This is a genomic window from Corynebacterium hansenii, from assembly GCF_030408795.1.
In the GTDB taxonomy this organism is placed as follows: domain Bacteria; phylum Actinomycetota; class Actinomycetes; order Mycobacteriales; family Mycobacteriaceae; genus Corynebacterium; species Corynebacterium hansenii.
In genome coordinates, this window is sequence record NZ_CP047211.1 from 261855 (window position 1) to 278963 (window position 17109).

The window sequence follows — 17109 nt, forward strand, 5'->3', positions numbered from 1 at the left end:
CCGCCGCGCACGGGCCCGCGCGCCCCCGCGCCGGCGAGGTGCCTCGACGACCGCAGCATCCACTCACTTCAGGATCATTCACTCACTTCAGGAGGAACCATGTCCCACGACGATCCCGACATCTGGCTCGACGACCCCTTCGACTCCGGCGCAATCGGCGCCGCCGCTCCAGCGCGGGCGGCGGACGGTCCCGTCGCAAAGCTTTTCCGCGCCCTCCGCGACCGCGCGCTGGGCGTGGCCGCCGATGACTGCGGCATGAGCACGGTGGAATACGCCCTGGGCACGATCGCCGCCGCGGCATTCGGCGCGCTGCTGTACACCGTGGTCACGGGCGGCCAGATCACCGACGCCCTGACCGACATCATCGAGCGGGCGCTGAACACCCGGTGACCCGCCGAACCCGCCGCCTGCTCGCCGACGACCGCGGGCAGGCGACCGTGGAGACCGCGTTCGCGCTGTCGGCGCTCATCGCCGTGCTCATGGTGGCGCTCGGCGCGATCGCCGTGGTGGCGATGCATCTCGCGGTCACCGACGCCGCCGGGCACATCGCCCGCGCCGAGGCACGGGGCGACGCCGCCGCGGCGCAGTCGGCGCGGGAAGCCATCGCGGGCGCCGAGGTGACCGTGGTGGCGCGGGAGGAGATGATCCGGGTGACCGTCACCAAACGGCTCCCGCTTCACGACGTCACCGGCCGCGCGTCCGCCCTGGTCGAGCAATGAACCGGGGAGCGCAGCGGTTGAGGCGTCGGCGGGGGAGCCTCCGAGGGGAGAGCCGTCGCCGGGAAAGCTGGATGGGGAAAAGCCCGCGAGGGGAGGGCCGGCGAGGGAAGAGCTTCCGGGAACTGTGCCGCGATGAGCGGGGCTCGACGACGGTGACGGGGGCGTTCATCACGGCAATGGTTCTGGCGCTGACCATGGTGGCGATCCAGGCCGGCGCGGTGCTGGTGGAGCAGCGGCGTACCGAGACGGCGGCGGATCTGGCGGCGGTGGCCGGGGCCGTCGACAAGCAAAAAGGGGGAGGAGGATGCGACGCCGCCGCAACGGTGGCGGCGGAAAACGGCGCGGACCTGACCGGGTGCGCGGTCGCGGGCGAGGACGTCCAGGTCACCGTCAGCCGCGGGGAACGCTCCGCGGTGGCGCGGGCGGGCCCGGCGGAAGAACCCGGGTGACGGGAGCCCCCGCCGCTACTCTGCCGCTACTCCACCGCGGCGATGGGCAGGTCGTGGTCCTGCGCCCAGCGCAGCACCGTCGCGAGCTTGCGTCCGCGCAGGTAGTTCGCCAGCGACTCGTGATCGGTCGCGCCGGTGAGGTCCTGCAGTCGCGAGTGGAAGTGCGGCTCGAGGGCGGCGACGGCGCCCCAGCCGTCCTCGACCTCGTACATGCCGTAGGTGGGCACGGCGCCGCCGAGCAGGCTTCCCTCCGACGTCAGGCCGTGGCGGTGGCCGGCGGCACCCGCGTCGGCGGCCTGGCGCAGGCCGATGCGGGCATGGCCGCCGTGGCCCGTCACGCCGCGGCGCACCAGCAGCGCCAGCGCCGCCGACACCGCGCGCTCCGCGCCGAGCAGATCGCCGAGCAGCACGCGGGGCATCGTCGGCGGGACCAGCGTGCCCGCCGCGGCCTGGTAGGTCAGGTCGTGGCCGGGGTGCTCGGGATCGTCGGAATCGCCGACGAGCTCGACGTGGCACAGGTGCGGGTGATCCTCGACGGCATCGGCGATGCCCATGCGGGCCAGCGCCGAAGGACGCACGGAGGTGATCAGGACGTCCGCTCCTTCCAGGAGCTCGCCCAGTCGGGCACGACCCTCGCCCGATTTCGCGTCGATGCGCTCGATCTCGCAGCCCTCCGCCATCTCGCGGTACCAGGTGGGGCACCACGTCTCCAGCGAGTCGCCCACCGGGGGTTCGGCCTTGACGACCTCCGCCCCGAGCCTCCTCAGGCGCGCCGCGGCGAAGGGGCCGGGGACGTTGACCGCGAGGTTGAGGACCTTGAGGCCCTTCAGGGCATTGACGGGGATCTGGTCGGCGTCGATCATGTTTCCGGATACTAACTGCCTGCGCGGCCCGTCGCCGGGCGGGTCGGGAAAAACGGCGGAGAGGGGAACCTGGATCCGAGGTCGAGCCCGGAACCGGCGACCGGAACCGGAGCTCGGGGTTGGGCCCGGGCCGAGCGCCGACGCGGAAGCCCCGCGCCGTCAGCCCTCCAGCGCCGCCGCGAGCCCCGACAGCACCTTGATGGCGCCGGCCTTGTCCAGCGGTTCGTTTCCGTTGCCGCACTTGGGGGACTGGATGCACGACGGGCAGCCGGCCTCGCATTCGCAGGCGGCGACGGCGTCGCGGGTGGCGCGGATCCAGGCGGTGAACGCCTCGAAACCGCGGTCGGCGAACCCCGCCCCGCCCGGGTGGCCGTCGTAGACGAACACCGTCGGCTGGCCGGTGTCGACGTGCAGCGCGGTGGACACCCCGCCGATGTCCCACCGGTCGCAGGTGGCCACCAGCGGCAGCAGGCCGATCGCCGCGTGCTCCGCCGCATGCAGCGCACCGGGCACGTCGGCGACGTCGACGCCCCACCGGCGCAGCACCGCCGGCGACAGGGTGTAGGCCACGGCGCGGGTCTCCAGCACCTCCGGCGGATAGTCCAGCTCCACCGAGTCGAGGACCTCGCCCGATGGCAGGCGCCGCAGGTACGACGTCACGCGGTGCTCCACCTCGACGTCGACCGACGCGACCTGGATGCCGGGTGCCACGTCGCGGACGACGTCGACCTCGAGGATCCGGATGTCGGTGTCCATCCGCGCATGCGTCGACCACTCCGGGTCCTCCGGGTGCGCCAGCGCCAGCAGCGAGTCCAGGTCGAGGTGGTCGATGACGAAGCTCTCGCCCCGGTGCAGGTACACCGCGCCGTCGTGGATCTGCTGCATCGCGCGGCCGACGTCGATGGTGCCCAGCAGCCGACCGTCGGTGCCGTCGACGATGGCGACGTCCTGACCGCTCCCGCCGCGCAGATCCACGGCCGCATGCGCCCCCGACATGCGCGGACCCTCGTCGCGGTCGGTGGGGTACCAGCGGTCGCGGCGCTTGCGCAGCCACCCGTCGCCGGCCATCTCCCGCGCGACGCCGAGCGCGCCCCACTCCTCGAGCACGGCATCCGTCAGCGGCAATTCGACTGCCGCGCAGTAGATGTGGCCGCGCAGCACGTGCGGGTTGGCGGGGTCGAAGACGGTCGCCTCGACGGGTCTGCCGAGCAGCGCGGATGGGTGGTGCACCAGGTAGGTGTCCATCGGGTCGTCGCGGGCGACCATGACCACCAGCGCCCCCTGGCCCCGGCGGCCCGCGCGCCCGGCCTGCTGCCAGAACGACGCGACGGTCCCGGGGAACCCGGCCTGCACCACGGCGTCCAGGCCGCCGACGTCGATGCCCAGCTCCAGCGCGTTGGTGGTGGCCACGCCCAGCAGGTCGCCGTCGTCGAGGCGACGCTCGATGTCGCGGCGGTCCTCGGCCAGGTAGCCGGCGCGGTAGGACTCGACCCGCTTGCCGACGTCCCCGCGCCCGCGCTTGTCCAGCCGCTCCCGAACTCCCAGCGCAATCGTCTCCGCCGAACGCCGCGACCGGGTGAAGGTCAGCGTCCGGGCGCCGTCGGCAAGCAAGTCGGCCATGATGTCGGCGGCTTCGGTGACGGCGGGGCGTCGCACGGGGGCGCCGTTTTCTCCGGCCAGGTCGGGAAGGAGGCCGGGCTCCCACAGGGCGATGGTGCGTTCGCCGACGGGCGCGCCGTCGTCGAGCACGGCCTCGACGGGCTCGCCGATCAGCCGCGCGGCCTGCGCGGCGGGGTCGGCCGTCGTGGCGGAGGCGAACACCACGGTCGGTTCCGCGCCGTAGTGGCGGGCCATCCGCAGCAGGCGCCGCAGCACCAGCGCGACGTTCGCACCGAACACGCCGCGGTAGGCGTGGCACTCGTCGACGACGACGTACCGCAGCTTGCGCAGCACCCGCGCCCACCACTGGTGCCGGGCGAGCATGCCGATGTGCAGCATGTCCGGATTGGTGAAGATCCACCGCGCGCCCTCGCGCACGGCCCGGCGGACGTCCTTCGGGGTGTCGCCGTCGTAGGAGGCCACGGCGACGGGGTGCGGGTCCGCGCCGTTTCCGCCAGTACCGCGCTCGCGCGCGCCGCCGCCTCCCGCGCCGCCGCGTCCCACATCCGCGTCGCTCCCGCCGCCCTCGCGCCCGTATCGCACGGCGTCGACGGCGATCTCGCGCGCGGCGGCGAGCTGATCCGCGCCGAGCGCCTTGGTCGGCGACAGGTACAGCGCGGTCGCGGCGGGGTCCGCCATGAGCTCGGTGAGCACCGGCAGCAGGTAGCCCAGCGACTTCCCCGACGCCGTGCCCGTGGCCACGACGCAGTGCCGCCCGGCCCACGCGTGGGCGGCGGTTTCGGCCTGATGCGTCCAGGGCTTTTCTATGCCCCGATCCGACAGCGCGGACAGCAAATGCCCGGGGGCCCACTCGGGCCATTCGGCGGTCCGGCCGACCCGCGGCGGCAGATCGGCGATGTGCGTGACGGTCGCGCGGGGGTGGGCGGAGATCACCGGTTCGAGTAGTTCTCTCCCGAAACCATGCACCTGACCACCCCCTCCGTGAAATCGACGTCTGCGCGGCGTGCCCCGTGAGCGTATTGGTCTACCCCGAAAGCAGAACATTCGGGCGATACGTGGCAGACTGACGGATTGAATCGTCGTCTCTAAGGCGGCGCGCTCACGTCCAACAACCTAAAGGGGTACATCAACAATGGCACAGGGCACCGTTAAGTGGTTCAACTCGGAGAAGGGCTTCGGGTTCATCGCCCCGGCCGACGGAGGCAACGACGTCTTCGTCCACTACTCCGAGATTCAGGGTTCCGGATTCAAGACCCTCGAGGAGAACCAGCCCGTCGAGTTCGAGATCGGCGAAGGCCAGAAGGGCCCGCAGGCCCTGAACGTCCGCGGTCTCTAATCGACACATCTACATCGGTTGTGGGCGTTCGCGCCTGAGCTGAACAGACGCCGGTTCCGCTGCAGTTCAAGCGGGGCCAACGGCCCGTCGTGAAGTTCCACCCCAGGGTGGTTCTCCACGGCGGGCCGTCGTCGTTCCCGGGGTCTTCGGCGGCTTCTTCGCGGGTTCCGCCTCGGCTCTGCACTGGTTCTTCCTCGGCTCTGCAGTGGTTCTGCCTCGGCTTTGCCGCAGCTCCTTCTCCTGGGGCGCCGCCGGTTTCGCGCCGTCGCGCTTTACGACGAACCGCGCCCACGGTGGACCGGCCGTCGCAAAGCAGGGGGCGAAAAATTTCACGGACCGCAACAACCCCGCGAAATCGCAGGTCACGCACGGGTCAGGGGCGCCCCGAGACCCCCGTGAGGGGGATTCCCGTCACACCCCTATTCGACTGTGCGGCGTCGGGGCATGTGTACGGTGTGCTTTTAGATTCAGGTGAAGGCAATGCGCCCGACCTGGGGCCCGGCCTGAAGGGCCCCGAACCGACCCCGAAAGTTGCAGGGCAGATTCCAGGTGGCAGACGACAAAGGCACGAAGCGACTCGTCATCGTCGAGTCGGCGACCAAGGCGCGCAAGATCCAGCCGTACTTGGGCGACGACTACATCGTCGAGGCATCCGTCGGCCACATCCGCGACCTGCCCCGCGGCGCCGCCGACATCCCCGCCAAATACAAGAAGGAACCCTGGGCCCGCCTCGGCGTCGACGTCGACCACGGCTTCCAGCCCCTCTACCTGGTCAGCCCCGACAAAAAGAAGAAGGTCACCGAGCTGAAGCGGCTGCTCGCCGGCGTCGACGAGCTGTACCTCGCCACCGACCCCGACCGCGAGGGCGAGGCCATCGCGTGGCACCTGCTCGAGGTGCTCAAGCCCAAGGTGCCCGTGCGCCGCATGGTGTTCCACGAGATCACCAAGCCCGCCATCCTCGAAGCCGCCGCCAACACCCGCGAACTCGATCAGAACCTGGTCGACGCCCAGGAAGCCCGCCGCATCCTCGACCGCCTGTACGGATACGAAGTGTCGCCCGTGCTGTGGAAGAAGGTCATGCCGCGCCTGTCCGCCGGCCGTGTGCAGTCCGTGGCCACCCGCGTCATCGTCGAGCGCGAGCGGGAGCGGATGGCGTTCATCTCCGCCGGTTACTGGGACCTCGACGCGACGCTCGACACCGGATCCGAGCCCGTCGACTCCACCCAGCCGCGGCGTTTCGACGCCCGCCTGACCTCCGTCGAAGGCAAGCGCGTCGCCACCGGCCGCGATTTCGACGACCGCGGGCAGCTGAAGAAGCCCGAGGGCGTCACCGTCCTCGCCGAAGCCGATGCCCGCTCGCTCGCCGATGGCCTGACCGGCGCGACGCTGACCGTCGCGTCCGTCGAGGAGAAGCCGTACACCCGCCGCCCCTACGCGCCGTTCATGACGTCGACGCTGCAGCAGGAAGCCGGCCGCAAGCTCCACTTCACCTCCGAGCGCACCATGCGCATCGCCCAGCGCCTGTACGAAAACGGCCACATCACCTACATGCGAACCGACTCGACCACACTGTCGAAGTCGGGCATCGAGGCCGCCCGCCGTCAGGCCCGCGACCTCTACGGCCCCGAGTACGTCGCCGACGCTCCGCGCCAGTACCAGCGCAAGGTGAAGAACTCCCAGGAGGCCCACGAGGCCATCCGCCCCGCCGGCGAACGGTTCGCCACGCCCGGCGAGCTCGCCGGATCCCTCGATGCCGAGGAATTCAAGCTCTACGAGCTGATCTGGCAGCGCACCGTCGCCTCCCAGATGTCCGACGCGCGCGGCACGTCGATGAAGGTGGTCGTCGCGGGCACGTCAGCCGCCGGTGAAGGTGCCGGGGCCGGGGCCGGGGCCCGCGAGGTGGAACTGTCCGCCACCGGCCGCACCATCACCTTCCCCGGCTTCCTGAAGGCCTACGTGGAGGTGTCGCAGCTCGGCGACGGCCGCAACGTCGCCGACAACGCCGAACGCCGCCTGCCGCGCCTGGAAACCGGCCAGGAACTCGGCGTCGACTCCGTCACCCCGGAAGGCCACTCCACCAACCCGCCGGCGCGCTACACCGAAGCGTCGCTGGTGAAGAAGATGGAGGACCTCGGCATCGGGCGCCCGTCGACGTACGCGTCGATCATCAAGACCATCCAGGACCGCGGCTACGTGTACTCCCGCGGCAACGCCCTGGTGCCGTCGTGGGTGGCGTTCGCCGTCGTCGGCCTGATGGAGGATTCCTTCGCCGACCTGATCAACTACGACTTCACCTCCGACCTGGAGGATGAGCTCGACGAGATCGCCGCCGGGTCCGAGGACCGCACGCGCTGGCTCAGCGGGTTCTACTTCGGAGACTCCGCCGAAAACGGATCCGGCGGTGCCGACGTCATCGCGGCGCGCGGCGGCCTGAAGAACATCATCGACGTCAACCTCGAGGCGATCGACGCCCGCCGCGTCAACTCCCTGCACATCTTCGACGACGCCGACGGCAACCCCATCGTCGTCCGCGTCGGCCGCTACGGCCCGTACCTGGAGCGCGTGCGCCCCGGCGCCGGCGAGGAGGGCGCCGACCTGGTGCAGCGCGCCAACGTGCCGGAGTCGATGACCCCCGACGAGCTGGACCTGGAGACCGCCGAGAAGCTGCTGGCCATGCCGCAGGGCGGCCGCGAGCTGGGCCTCAACCCGGCCAACGGCCGCATGATCGTGTCCAAGGACGGCCGCTACGGCCCGTACGTCACCGAGATCGTCACCGACGAGGAGAAGGCCGGCGTCGAGGTCAAGGCGGAGCAGATCGTCGCCGAGGAGCGTGCCGCGGAGGACGCCCAGCGCGCCGCCGAGGGCAAGCGCAAGAAGAACTGGGACACCAAGACCGCGGCGAACCAGAAGGAGAAGCGCATCGCGCAGATCGTCGAGGAGACGCTGAAGCCGAAGACGGCGTCGCTGTTTTCCTCGATGGAGCCGTCGACGGTGACGCTGGAGGAGGCGCTGAAGCTGCTGTCGCTGCCGCGCGAGGTCGGCGTCGACCCCACCGACGGGGAGCTGATCACGGCGCAGAACGGCCGCTACGGCCCGTACCTGAAGAAGGGCTCGGACTCGCGGTCGCTGGCGTCGGAGGAGCAGCTTTTCACGGTCACGCTCGACGAGGCCCGCCGCATCTACGCGGAGCCGAAGCGCCGGGGCCGCGCGGCCGCGAAGCCGCCGCTGAAGCAGCTGGGCGACAACGACGTGTCCGGCAAGCCGATGACCGTGAAGGACGGCCGCTTCGGCCCGTACGTCACCGATGGCACGACGAATGCGTCGCTTCGCAAGGGCGACAACCCGGAGACCCTGACCGACGCGCGCGCCAACGAGCTGCTGTCGGAGCGCCGCGCGAAGGAGGCCGCCACGGGTGGCCCGGGGGCGAAGAAGACGGCGAAGCGGTCGACGAAGAAGACGACCAAGAAGACCGCGAAGAAGGCCGCCAAGAAGACAAGCAAGAAGGCCACCAAGAAGACGGCGAAAAAGACGGCCAAGAAGTCCTGAGCCGCCCGCGGCCGGTCCGGTTTCCCGGGCCGGCCGTTTTCGCGTCGGTCGGCCTTTCCTCCGTTCGGCGGGCGCGGGCCCGGGCACGGGCGCGGGCGAACGGGCCGTGGGCCGGCCGTCGTCAAGCAAAAGCCGCCGGCCGCGGCGGCCGTCAGGAACGGTCCGCGAGCGTCGGGCGGATCGGCCTCGCCAGCTGCGTCATGTGGGTGCGACCGCGCAGCTCGACGGACTTCAGGGACGTCCAGCGCGCCTGCTCGTCCTCGTTGGCCAGGCGCACGGTCGACGCGGTGGCCAGCACCTGGCCGGGGGTGTCCTTGGCCAGCTCGGTGAGGCGGGCGGCCTGGTTCACGGCGTCGCCGATGACGGTGTACTCGAAACGGTCGTGGGCGCCGATGTGCCCGGCGACGACGCGCCCGGCGGAGACGCCGATGCCCGCCGACAGCTTCAGGTCGCGCAGCTCCTGGCGCAGCTCGCGGGCGGCGGCGAGGGCGTGCCCGGCGGTGTCGTCGAGCGGCAGCGGGGCGCCGAACACGGCCAGCGCCGCGTCGCCCTGGAACTTGTTGATGATCCCCTTGTTCCGGTGCACGCAGTCGACGACGTGCTCGAAGAACGCGTTGAGCTCGCGGACGACGACCTCCGGCGAGTTCTGCACGGCGAACGTCGTCGACCCGATGACGTCGACGAACAGCACGGCCACCAGGCGGTCCTCGCCGCCCAGCGTCGGCTTCTCCTCGAGTGCCTTGCGGGCGACTTCGGAGCCGACGTAGCGGCCGAACAGGTCGCGGACGCGCTGGCGTTCCTGCAGGCCGCGCATCATTTCGTTGAAGCCGGCCTGCAGGACGCCCATTTCGGAGCCGTCGTAGATGGGCACTCGGGTGCCGGTGTCGCCGCGGCGGACGCGGTTGACGGCGCCGGTGAGGTCGCGGATGGGGTCGACGATGCTCATGGCGGCGAGTGACGTGCCCACGTAGCCGGTCACCAGCGCCAGCACGGCGAGCGCGACGATGGCGGGCAGGATGTCGCCGAGGTCGTCGGTGAAGTACCCGAGCCTCTGGGCGAGGAACACGAGCAGGATGCCGACGACGGGCAGCCCGGAGGTGAGCACCCACGTCTGCTGCAGGCGCTGGCCGATCGGCGGTTCCAGCGACGAGTCGGGGGCGCGGCGGGCGAGGGCCTCCGCGGCGACGGGGCGGACGAGCCGTTCGGAGATGAGGTACGTCATCAGCGCGACGATGGCGCCGCCGAACACCGAGGTGATCACCACCACCAGCCCCAGGCGCGGCGAATGCACGAGTGCGACGATGCCGAACACCAGCACGCCGACGCCCCAGATGATGGCGCCGAGGATCGCCTGGTACCCGGGGATGCGCATGACCAGGTAGCGCACGCGCCGCGGGTCGTGGCCGTCGGGGTTGCGCTGCCAGCGCAGCACGGGTTTGAACAGCAGCCACGTCGTGCCGATGCCCGCCGCCACGGCGGCGGCGAGGTACACGAGCAGCCCGATGAACGCGGGCCCGGGCAGTTCGGTGAACCCCGACAGGCCCTCGAGCGGCAGCAGGGCACCGAGGAAGAACCCGACGCCGACGGCGCCGATGAGGTTGCACAGGAACACCGCCGCCGCGTACGCGGGCCAGGGCGTGCTGCGCAGCCACCGGAGGTTCCTCCACAACCGTTGCATGCAGACCACCTTATCGCCCCTCGCGGATGCTTGGGACGCCATGGCGAACGCTGGTCGGCGGGGGCGGGGATTGCTTTGCGACGGTCCGGTCCGGTGCGGCGGCTATCGTGGTGCCCATGGATGAAACCGGCGTTTTCGACCGCGTGACGGAGTCCGGGGGAGCGCGGGCGACGTTGGCGGCCGCGGCCCGTGCGGCGCGTGCGATGGCCCGGGCGGGGGATGATCCGGCGGCGCGTGCCGCGGCGGACCCGAACGGCGCGATGACGCATTCGTGGTTGTTCACGGGGCCGCCGGGGTCGGGGCGGTCCGTGGCGGCGAAGGCGTTCGCGCAGGCGCTGTTGTGCACCGACCCGGACGTGGTGGGCTGCGGCCGGTGCCGGGGGTGCCTGACGGCGGAGGCGAACACGCACGGCGACCTGATGAACGTGACCACCGAGGGCGCGGTGATCCAGGTGAAGGTCGTGCGCTCGGAGGTGATCCCGTGGGCGCACCGCCGGCCGACGACGGCGGAGTGGCGGGTGGTGATCATCGAGGACGCCGACCGGCTCAACGACGAGTCCGCCAATGCCCTGCTGAAGGCGGTGGAGGAGCCGCCGGAGCGGACGGTGTTCCTGTTGTGCGCGCCGACGACGGATCCGTCGGACTTTTCCGTGACGCTGCGGTCGCGGTGCCGGCACGTGTACGTGCCCACTCCGACGCGGGAGCACGTGGTGGCCGCGCTGCGGATGAGCAACCCCGAGTTGACCGTGGAGCAGGCCGAGTGGGCGGGCACCATCGCCAACGGCCACATCGGCAGGGCGAAGGGGTTGGCCACCGATGAGGGCACGCGCGAGTGGCGCGGCCGGGCGCTGGATCTGGTGGAGGCGGTGTTCGACCCTTCCCGCGCGTACCTGCGCACTCGGGAGCTGGCGTCGAAGGCGGAGGCCGAGTCGAAGCGGCGCAATGCCCCGCGCGAGGAGAAGGAGCTGGAGCAGCTGACCAATTCCCTGGGCCTCGGCGCGAAGGGCAAGGGCGCGCAGGCGGCGACGCGCGGGTCGGCGGGCGTGATCAAGGAGCTGGAGGAGAACCAGAAGCGCCGCCGCAAGCGCACCGAGTTCGAGTTGGTGGACATGGCGCTGATGGACATGGTCGGTTTGCTTCGCGACGCGCTGCTGGTCTCCTCGGGGATCGGTGCGGATGGGAGCGGCGGTGGTGGCTCCGGTGGTGGCACAGGCGGGGGAGCCGGTCCGACGCCGATCAATCCCGACCGGCGGCGCACGGCCTCGGAATTGGCGCGCCGGGTTCCTCCGGAAGGGTTGGTGGCATGCATCGACGCGGTGATGGGGGCCCGCAAGGCCATGGCCCGAAACGTGCGGTCCGCCGTCGCCCTCGACGGGATGATGGGCGCGATGCAAGTGGCGTGCCGGGTGGGGCAGAGGTGACGCGGTCGTCGTAAAGCAGGCGCGTTCTGGCCGGTAGGGGGCGGATTTTGGGGCGCGGGGGTGGTGCGATAAGATTTCGGCGGTAACCACGCATGCCGTGGCGACTGCGCCGCCTTAGCTCAGTTGGTAGAGCGCTTCACTCGTAATGAAAAGGTCGCGAGTTCGATTCTCGCAGGCGGCTCCACCGAAACCCCAGGTCAACCACCCGGTTGGCCTGGGGTTTCCTCGTTTTTCGGGCACGGACGTTGTTGCGCGTTGTTGCTGGTCGTGGCCCGACGTACCGTACCGAAACCGTACGGATACCGTACGGATCCGCTGTCCGCCCGGCCCCCGGGGGAGGGCGTCACGCATCCCGTGACTCCTCGGTGGACCGCTTTGCATCGCCGCGTTTCACCGCTCCGTGGTTGCCAAGGAAACCGAGAACGATGGGCGTGGCGCTTCCCAGGGCAAAGACCACGGTGCCCGCGATCGATTCCGGTGGTTCAAGAAAGAACAAGCACAGCAAGGCAAACACCAAGCATGTGACGGTGATTGCGGCAGCGGCAATGAACCCACCCTTCTCCAGCCACAATGCAGTCTCGAACGATTTGCGGGTCACCTCGCGGTCGAGAACTTCGTTCTCGTGGGCGTCATCGAGAATTCGGCGTGCGGTTCCCGGGGCGAAATGCTCGTATTCGGCGAGGACTCCCGGCGGGGGCAGGGGGCCCTCATACTGCAGGGAGTACGCTTGAACGACGTCTAGTCCGGGGAGCGTCGGTTGATCTCGAGACGGATCGAGTTCCCGACCTTCTGGAACGACCGAAGCGTTCGGGTCCGGTTGCGCCGGTGAGCTTCCTCCGCGACGTCGCGGATCCGCGGGGAGGTTGCCAGCGTCATCCGGCCGGCTCCCCTGGTCATCGCGTTCGTCCTGTTCATGACTCGTACCGTACCTTTCACGGGTTTCCCTGTCAGAGATTGGGGATTCGTCCTTGAGGTGGTTCGGTCCACGGGAGCATCGTGTACCGGGTCGGCACGATGCCGACCGTCGAGTCGTCATCTTTCACTATGTTGCGGATCGGCTGCGCGCACATGTTCGAACAGTGCCTGGGCGCGTGCTGACTGGTGGTGTGCATCCGCTCCTCGGGGGTGCCCGGCCCTGTCCCGCATCGACTCGCAGCCGAGCCGCTTCCATGGGCGTGCCCATCAACTGCAGATGCCCCGCCGGCGGCGACCGTTACTTCCGGAGCATCGCCCGCGCCACCCACACCAGCGCCAGCACGGCGAGAACACCGACGGCCGCCTTCAGGAGCACCAACAGCATCACCGCAAGAATGATCCCTACTTCGATGATTCCGATGTTCACTGCGCGCCTCCCGAAGCAATTGGGGTTTCATCGTCGCACACGCGAGAACCCGCCGCCCGGGAAACGGGACGGCGGGTTCTTTTCGCGGAGACCCCTGCGGGGCCGGGGATCGCCGCGTGCGGACTGCGCGGGCCGTACGTGGACCGTACGTGGGCCTGCGCGGCTCGCGCGCGAGCGAAGGGCGTGGATTACGCCTCGTCGTGCTTCAGCGCCAGCAGGTCGCGCTCCTCGAGGTTCTTCGGGAGCATGAACAGCGCGATGAACGCCGGGATGGTCAGCGCGATGAGGTACACGGAGACCATCCAGGTGTCGCCGACGTAGGTGTCGGTCTTCGTGGCATCGAGGATCAGCTGGGTGATCATCGGGGCGAACGCGCCGCCGAGGATCGCGCCGAGGGCGTAGGAGATGGACACGCCCGAGTAGCGGACGTCGGCCGGGAACATCTCGGCGTACATGGCCGGCAGCGGGCCGAGGGTTAGGGCCAGCGGCAGCGCCAGGAAGCCGAGCGTGGCGACGTAGATCCACGGGTTGCCGGTGGCGATGAGGTTCCACATGACGACCTCACCGATGATCAGCAGCACGTAGCCGATGATGAAGGTGCGGCCGCGGCCGATGGAGTCGGAGATGGCGCCGGACAGGACCATGAAGATGGTCCAGAAGATGCCGGCCACCAGAGTGCCCGTCCACGCGACCTGCGAGGAGATGCCCGCGCCGCCGGCCTCGACCGGGATCTGGGCGAACTTGCCGAAGAACGCGATGACCAGGTAGCCCGGGGCCTGCTGGGCGCCGAAGATGAGCGCGCCCTGGATGACCTTGCGCCAGTGGTTCTTGAACAGCAGCGGCAGCGGAGCGGAACGCTCGGCGGACTCCTCCTGCATGGCGCGGAAGACCGGGGACTCGTCGACGGCCTTGCGGATGATGTAGCCGACGATGATCAGCACGAAGCTGAGCAGGAACGGAATGCGCCAGCCCCACTCCTTGTACGCCTCCATGCCCAGGTTGGACTGGACGGCGACGAGGACGGCGGTGGACAGCACCAGGCCCAGCGGCACGCCGACCTGCGGCGCGGAGCCGAACAGGCCGCGGCGCTTCTTCGGCGCGTACTCGACGGCCATCAGGGCGGCGCCGCCCCACTCGCCGCCGGCGGAGATGCCCTGGATGATGCGGAGCGCCACCAGGATCAGCGGGGCGGCGATGCCCCAGCTGGCGTAGGTCGGCAGGACGCCGATGAGGAACGTCGCCAGGCCCATGCCGATGAGCGTGAAGACGAGCACGCCCTTGCGGCCGAAGCGGTCGCCGATGTGGCCGGCGACGACGGCGCCCAGCGGGCGGAAGAGGAAGGAAATGCCCAGCGTGGCCCAGGAAATGATCTGGCCGACGGGGGAGTCTTTGCCGCCGGCGGGATCGAAGAACTGGCTGCCGAAGATGATGGCGGCGGCCTGCGCGTAGATGAAGAAGTCGTACCACTCGACGGTGGTGCCGATGAGCGTGCCCGAGAGGACGCGCGTGCGCTGGTCCTTCTCGGCGGCGATGACGGACGTGGTCATGGAGTCTCCGGCTTTCGGGTCGGTTCGTGTGCGTGTTGTCGGGGCGTCGCCCCGGTGCACGGGGGAATCGGGTGCGCGACTGCCTTGTGGGCGGCCGCGAAAGCGGGCGGCGCATGAACGCGTCGCGAGCGGAACGTATTTTGACACAGCACCGGGGCTCCCGGCAGCTCGTTGAGTTTCCGCGACACCGCCGATTTCGGGCCTCGGGGGTAGCGATTTCCGGTGTTTGCTTGACCCCGTGGAGGTGCTCCCCGGGGTGTTTTCGGGCAACTCGGGCATGCCCGCGCATGCCGGGGGTATTGGCCGGGGGTGGGCTGGCTGCTTTGCGACGGGGGCACCCGTTCGGCGACTTTCCACATAACCTGCGCGGACGATGAAATGTCCTACGCCAGATAAGTACATAACTTTGTGTGGTGAAGGGCCTGCGGGCCGTAATCCGTGTGTGCTGAGAGGGTGCTGTGACGCAAGTTAAGTCGACCATCACGGAACGGCAACGGCCTGATTGCGGTGCGGTTCATGGCCGTCACTCGCCGGTCGGCGGGGGTGCCGAATGCGCACCCCGATTCGGGGGTGGCTGACCCGCCCGGGCCTGCGAACGCGCCCGAATCGGAGAGGAACGCCCGACCCGCTCAGCGGCGGCGCTCGCGCACCGGAGCCACCACCGGGCCATCCGGGCGCTGCAGGATCTCCACGCTCGCCCCGTAGATGTCGCGGATCCGTTCGGCGGTGAGAATCTCGGCGGGGGCGCCGATGCAGGACAGCGCGCCGTCGTGAAGCAAAGCCACCCGCTCCCCGTGCTGGCCCGCCAGCGTCAGGTCGTGCATGGCCGCGACGACGGTCAGGCCGCGCTCGGCGCGGACGTCCTCCACGAGCTCCAGGACGTCCTGCGCGTGGCCGATGTCCAGCGCGGAGGTCGGCTCGTCGAGGAGCAGGATCGACGGCTCCTGGGCCAGGGCGCGCGCCAGCGTGACCCGCTGGCGCTCGCCGCCGGACAGCTCGGCGACGCGGCGGTCGGCGAAGCGCGTGAGGTGAAGGGTCTCCAGGCTGGCGTCGGTGACGGAGTGGTCGTCGGAACCGAACGCACCGCCGTGGGGATGGCGGCCCAGGTGAACGTACTCGCGCACGTGCATGCCCTCCGGGATGACGGGCGTCTGCGGCATCAGCGCCACCGTGCGCGCGAGCTCCCGGCGGCGCCGCCACGCGGCGGGGGACAGGGCCCGCAGCGCCAGCAGCGGCCCCGAACCGCCCACGATGTCGTGGCCGGCCAACGTGATGGTGCCCGCGGCCGGGGCGAGCACCTGCGCCAGCGCATGGAGCAGAGTCGACTTGCCGCAGCCGTTGGGGCCCGCCAGCGTCAGCCAGCCGCCCGCGGGGACGGAAAAGGTCACGCCGGCCACGGCGTCGCGGTCGGCGCCCTCGTGGCGCACGCGCACGTCATGGCAGTGGATGGAGTTGTCGGCCCCGACCGCGGCCGCGGCGGTGCGGGTGCGCGTCGGATCGGTCATGCCCCGGCCCTGCCCATCTTGCTGAATCGACGGAGGATGAAAAGGAAGAACGGCGCACCCACGGCCGCGGCGACCACGCCCACGGGAAGCTCCGCCGGCGCCAGCACCGTGCGGGCGAAGGTATCGGCGAGCAGCAGGAAGATGGCGCCCCAGATCAGCGTCAGCGGCAGCAGCAGGCGGTGGCCCGGCCCGACGACCAGCCGCAGCGCGTGCGGCACGATGATGCCGACGAAGCCGATCAGCCCGGAAACGCTGACCACGGCGGCGGTGCCCAGCGTCGCCACGGCGACGAGCAGCAGCCGCGCCGTCGCCGGGTCGACGCCGAGGGTGCGGGCCTCCAGGTCGCCCACCGTCATGACGTCGAGCACGCGCGCGGCGCCCAGCAGCACCAGCCAGCACACCGCCGCCGGCACCAGGACCAGCGCGACCGACCCCCACCGGGTCACGCCGAGGTTGCCGAGCATCCACGAGTACACCCGCTGGATCGTCTCGATGTTGCGCTGCTGGATGAAGGTCTGCGCCGCATTGGCGAACGCCGCCACCGCGACGCCCGCCAGCACCACCACCGTCGCCGACGCACCGTGCCCCACGCCGCGGCTGACCATGTACGTCGCGCTCACGGCGATCACGCCGCCCGCGAAGGCGGCGGCCACCACTCCCGCGCCACCGCCGCCGAAGCCCACGGCCCCGCCTGCGACGACGGCCAGCGTCACCCCCAGGCCCGCGCCGGAGGACACGCCGAGCAGGTACGGGTCCGCCAGCGGATTGCGGAACACCGCCTGGTACGCCGCGCCCGCGATGGCGAGCGTCGCGCCGACGACGATGCCCATGGCCACGCGCGGCAGCCGGATGTCCCAGAGGATCGCGTGGTCGCGGGCGGACAGCGCGCCGATGCCGACGAGCTCGCGGACGACGTCGGCGGGCGGCAGCTTCACGGCGCCGGTGAACGCGGACAGCAGCGCCGCGCCGATGAGCAGCAACAGGGATGCGGCGACGACGGCCAGGGCGTTGGGCCGCGTGAGCCGCCGCCCCGATTCCGCCTTCGTCGTCGCCGTCGCCATCTCGGGCACCGTGCGCCCCCGG

15 protein-coding genes and 1 tRNA gene are annotated in these 17109 nt (G+C 70.6%); 7 read left to right on the plus strand and 9 right to left on the minus strand.

Translation table 11 applies throughout. From position 1 onward, the window contains the following. The first annotated feature begins 228 nt into the window (after positions 1-228). The 3 genes from CHAN_RS01145 (at position 229) to CHAN_RS01155 (ending at position 1168) form a co-directional block, all read left to right on the plus strand. Entirely contained in the window at positions 229-390 is a 162-nt protein-coding gene (locus CHAN_RS01145) for a DUF4244 domain-containing protein (protein WP_290293244.1), read from the plus strand. Then, positions 387-719: a TadE family type IV pilus minor pilin gene (locus tag CHAN_RS01150; RefSeq protein WP_290290971.1), complete on the plus strand. Its 333-nt coding sequence runs from the start codon at positions 387-389 to the stop codon at positions 717-719. The genes CHAN_RS01145 and CHAN_RS01150 overlap by 4 nt, the downstream gene beginning before the upstream one ends. A 71-nt stretch (positions 720-790) precedes the next feature. Further along, positions 791-1168 (plus strand): Rv3654c family TadE-like protein, encoded by a 378-nt coding sequence (locus tag CHAN_RS01155; protein ID WP_290290972.1) that lies wholly within the window; start codon positions 791-793, stop codon positions 1166-1168. Between the two features lie 26 nt (positions 1169-1194). Here the strand turns inward: CHAN_RS01155 and CHAN_RS01160 are convergent, their stop codons facing one another. Beyond that, positions 1195-2031, minus strand: a complete 837-nt coding sequence (locus CHAN_RS01160; RefSeq protein ID WP_290290973.1) for a CoA transferase — start codon at positions 2029-2031, stop codon at positions 1195-1197. 159 nt (positions 2032-2190) lie between these two features. Continuing rightward, positions 2191-4584 carry a Zn-binding domain-containing protein gene (locus CHAN_RS01165; RefSeq protein WP_290290974.1) on the minus strand — a complete coding sequence of 798 codons (2394 nt, stop codon included), beginning with the start codon at positions 4582-4584 and terminating at the stop codon, positions 2191-2193. A 199-nt stretch (positions 4585-4783) separates the two neighbouring features. On the opposite strand from CHAN_RS01165, the gene CHAN_RS01170 reads away from it, so the two are divergent. Beyond that, positions 4784-4987, plus strand: a complete 204-nt coding sequence (locus CHAN_RS01170; RefSeq protein WP_048743413.1) for a cold-shock protein — start codon at positions 4784-4786, stop codon at positions 4985-4987. A gap of 549 nt (positions 4988-5536) precedes the next feature. Continuing rightward, a complete protein-coding gene (gene topA, locus CHAN_RS01175) occupies positions 5537-8533 on the plus strand; it encodes a type I DNA topoisomerase (RefSeq protein WP_290290975.1) in 2997 nt (998 codons plus the stop codon). Between the two features lie 151 nt (positions 8534-8684). On the opposite strand, the gene CHAN_RS01180 is transcribed toward topA, so the two are convergent. Then, positions 8685-10211: an adenylate/guanylate cyclase domain-containing protein gene (locus CHAN_RS01180; RefSeq protein ID WP_048743418.1), complete on the minus strand. Its 1527-nt coding sequence runs from the start codon at positions 10209-10211 to the stop codon at positions 8685-8687. A 116-nt stretch (positions 10212-10327) separates the two neighbouring features. Between CHAN_RS01180 and CHAN_RS01185 the strand changes: the two genes are divergently transcribed. Beyond that, the gene (locus CHAN_RS01185) at positions 10328-11632 is read left to right on the plus strand and encodes a DNA polymerase III subunit delta' (RefSeq protein WP_290290978.1); all 1305 of its coding nucleotides are present in this window, start codon (positions 10328-10330) and stop codon (positions 11630-11632) included. Positions 11633-11740: 108 nt separating this feature from the next. Then, a tRNA-Thr gene (locus CHAN_RS01190) sits at positions 11741-11816 on the plus strand. Positions 11817-11975: 159 nt separating this feature from the next. Here CHAN_RS01190 and CHAN_RS01195 read toward each other — a convergent pair. From CHAN_RS01195 to CHAN_RS01220, 6 genes are all read right to left on the minus strand, one after another. After that, positions 11976-12230: a hypothetical protein gene (locus CHAN_RS01195; RefSeq protein ID WP_048743420.1), complete on the minus strand. Its 255-nt coding sequence runs from the start codon at positions 12228-12230 to the stop codon at positions 11976-11978. Between the two features lie 140 nt (positions 12231-12370). Further along, positions 12371-12547 (minus strand): hypothetical protein, encoded by a 177-nt coding sequence (locus CHAN_RS01200; RefSeq protein WP_290290980.1) that lies wholly within the window; start codon positions 12545-12547, stop codon positions 12371-12373. 298 nt (positions 12548-12845) lie between these two features. Further along, positions 12846-12974 carry a hypothetical protein gene (locus CHAN_RS01205; RefSeq protein WP_290290982.1) on the minus strand — a complete coding sequence of 43 codons (129 nt, stop codon included), beginning with the start codon at positions 12972-12974 and terminating at the stop codon, positions 12846-12848. Positions 12975-13162: 188 nt separating this feature from the next. Then, positions 13163-14521: an MFS transporter gene (locus CHAN_RS01210; RefSeq protein ID WP_290290984.1), complete on the minus strand. Its 1359-nt coding sequence runs from the start codon at positions 14519-14521 to the stop codon at positions 13163-13165. Between the two features lie 629 nt (positions 14522-15150). After that, the gene (locus tag CHAN_RS01215) at positions 15151-16026 is read right to left on the minus strand and encodes an ABC transporter ATP-binding protein (protein WP_290290986.1); all 876 of its coding nucleotides are present in this window, start codon (positions 16024-16026) and stop codon (positions 15151-15153) included. Beyond that, the gene (locus CHAN_RS01220) at positions 16023-17087 is read right to left on the minus strand and encodes a FecCD family ABC transporter permease (RefSeq protein ID WP_290290988.1); all 1065 of its coding nucleotides are present in this window, start codon (positions 17085-17087) and stop codon (positions 16023-16025) included. The genes CHAN_RS01215 and CHAN_RS01220 overlap by 4 nt, the downstream gene beginning before the upstream one ends. Between the last annotated feature and the right edge of the window lie 22 nt (positions 17088-17109).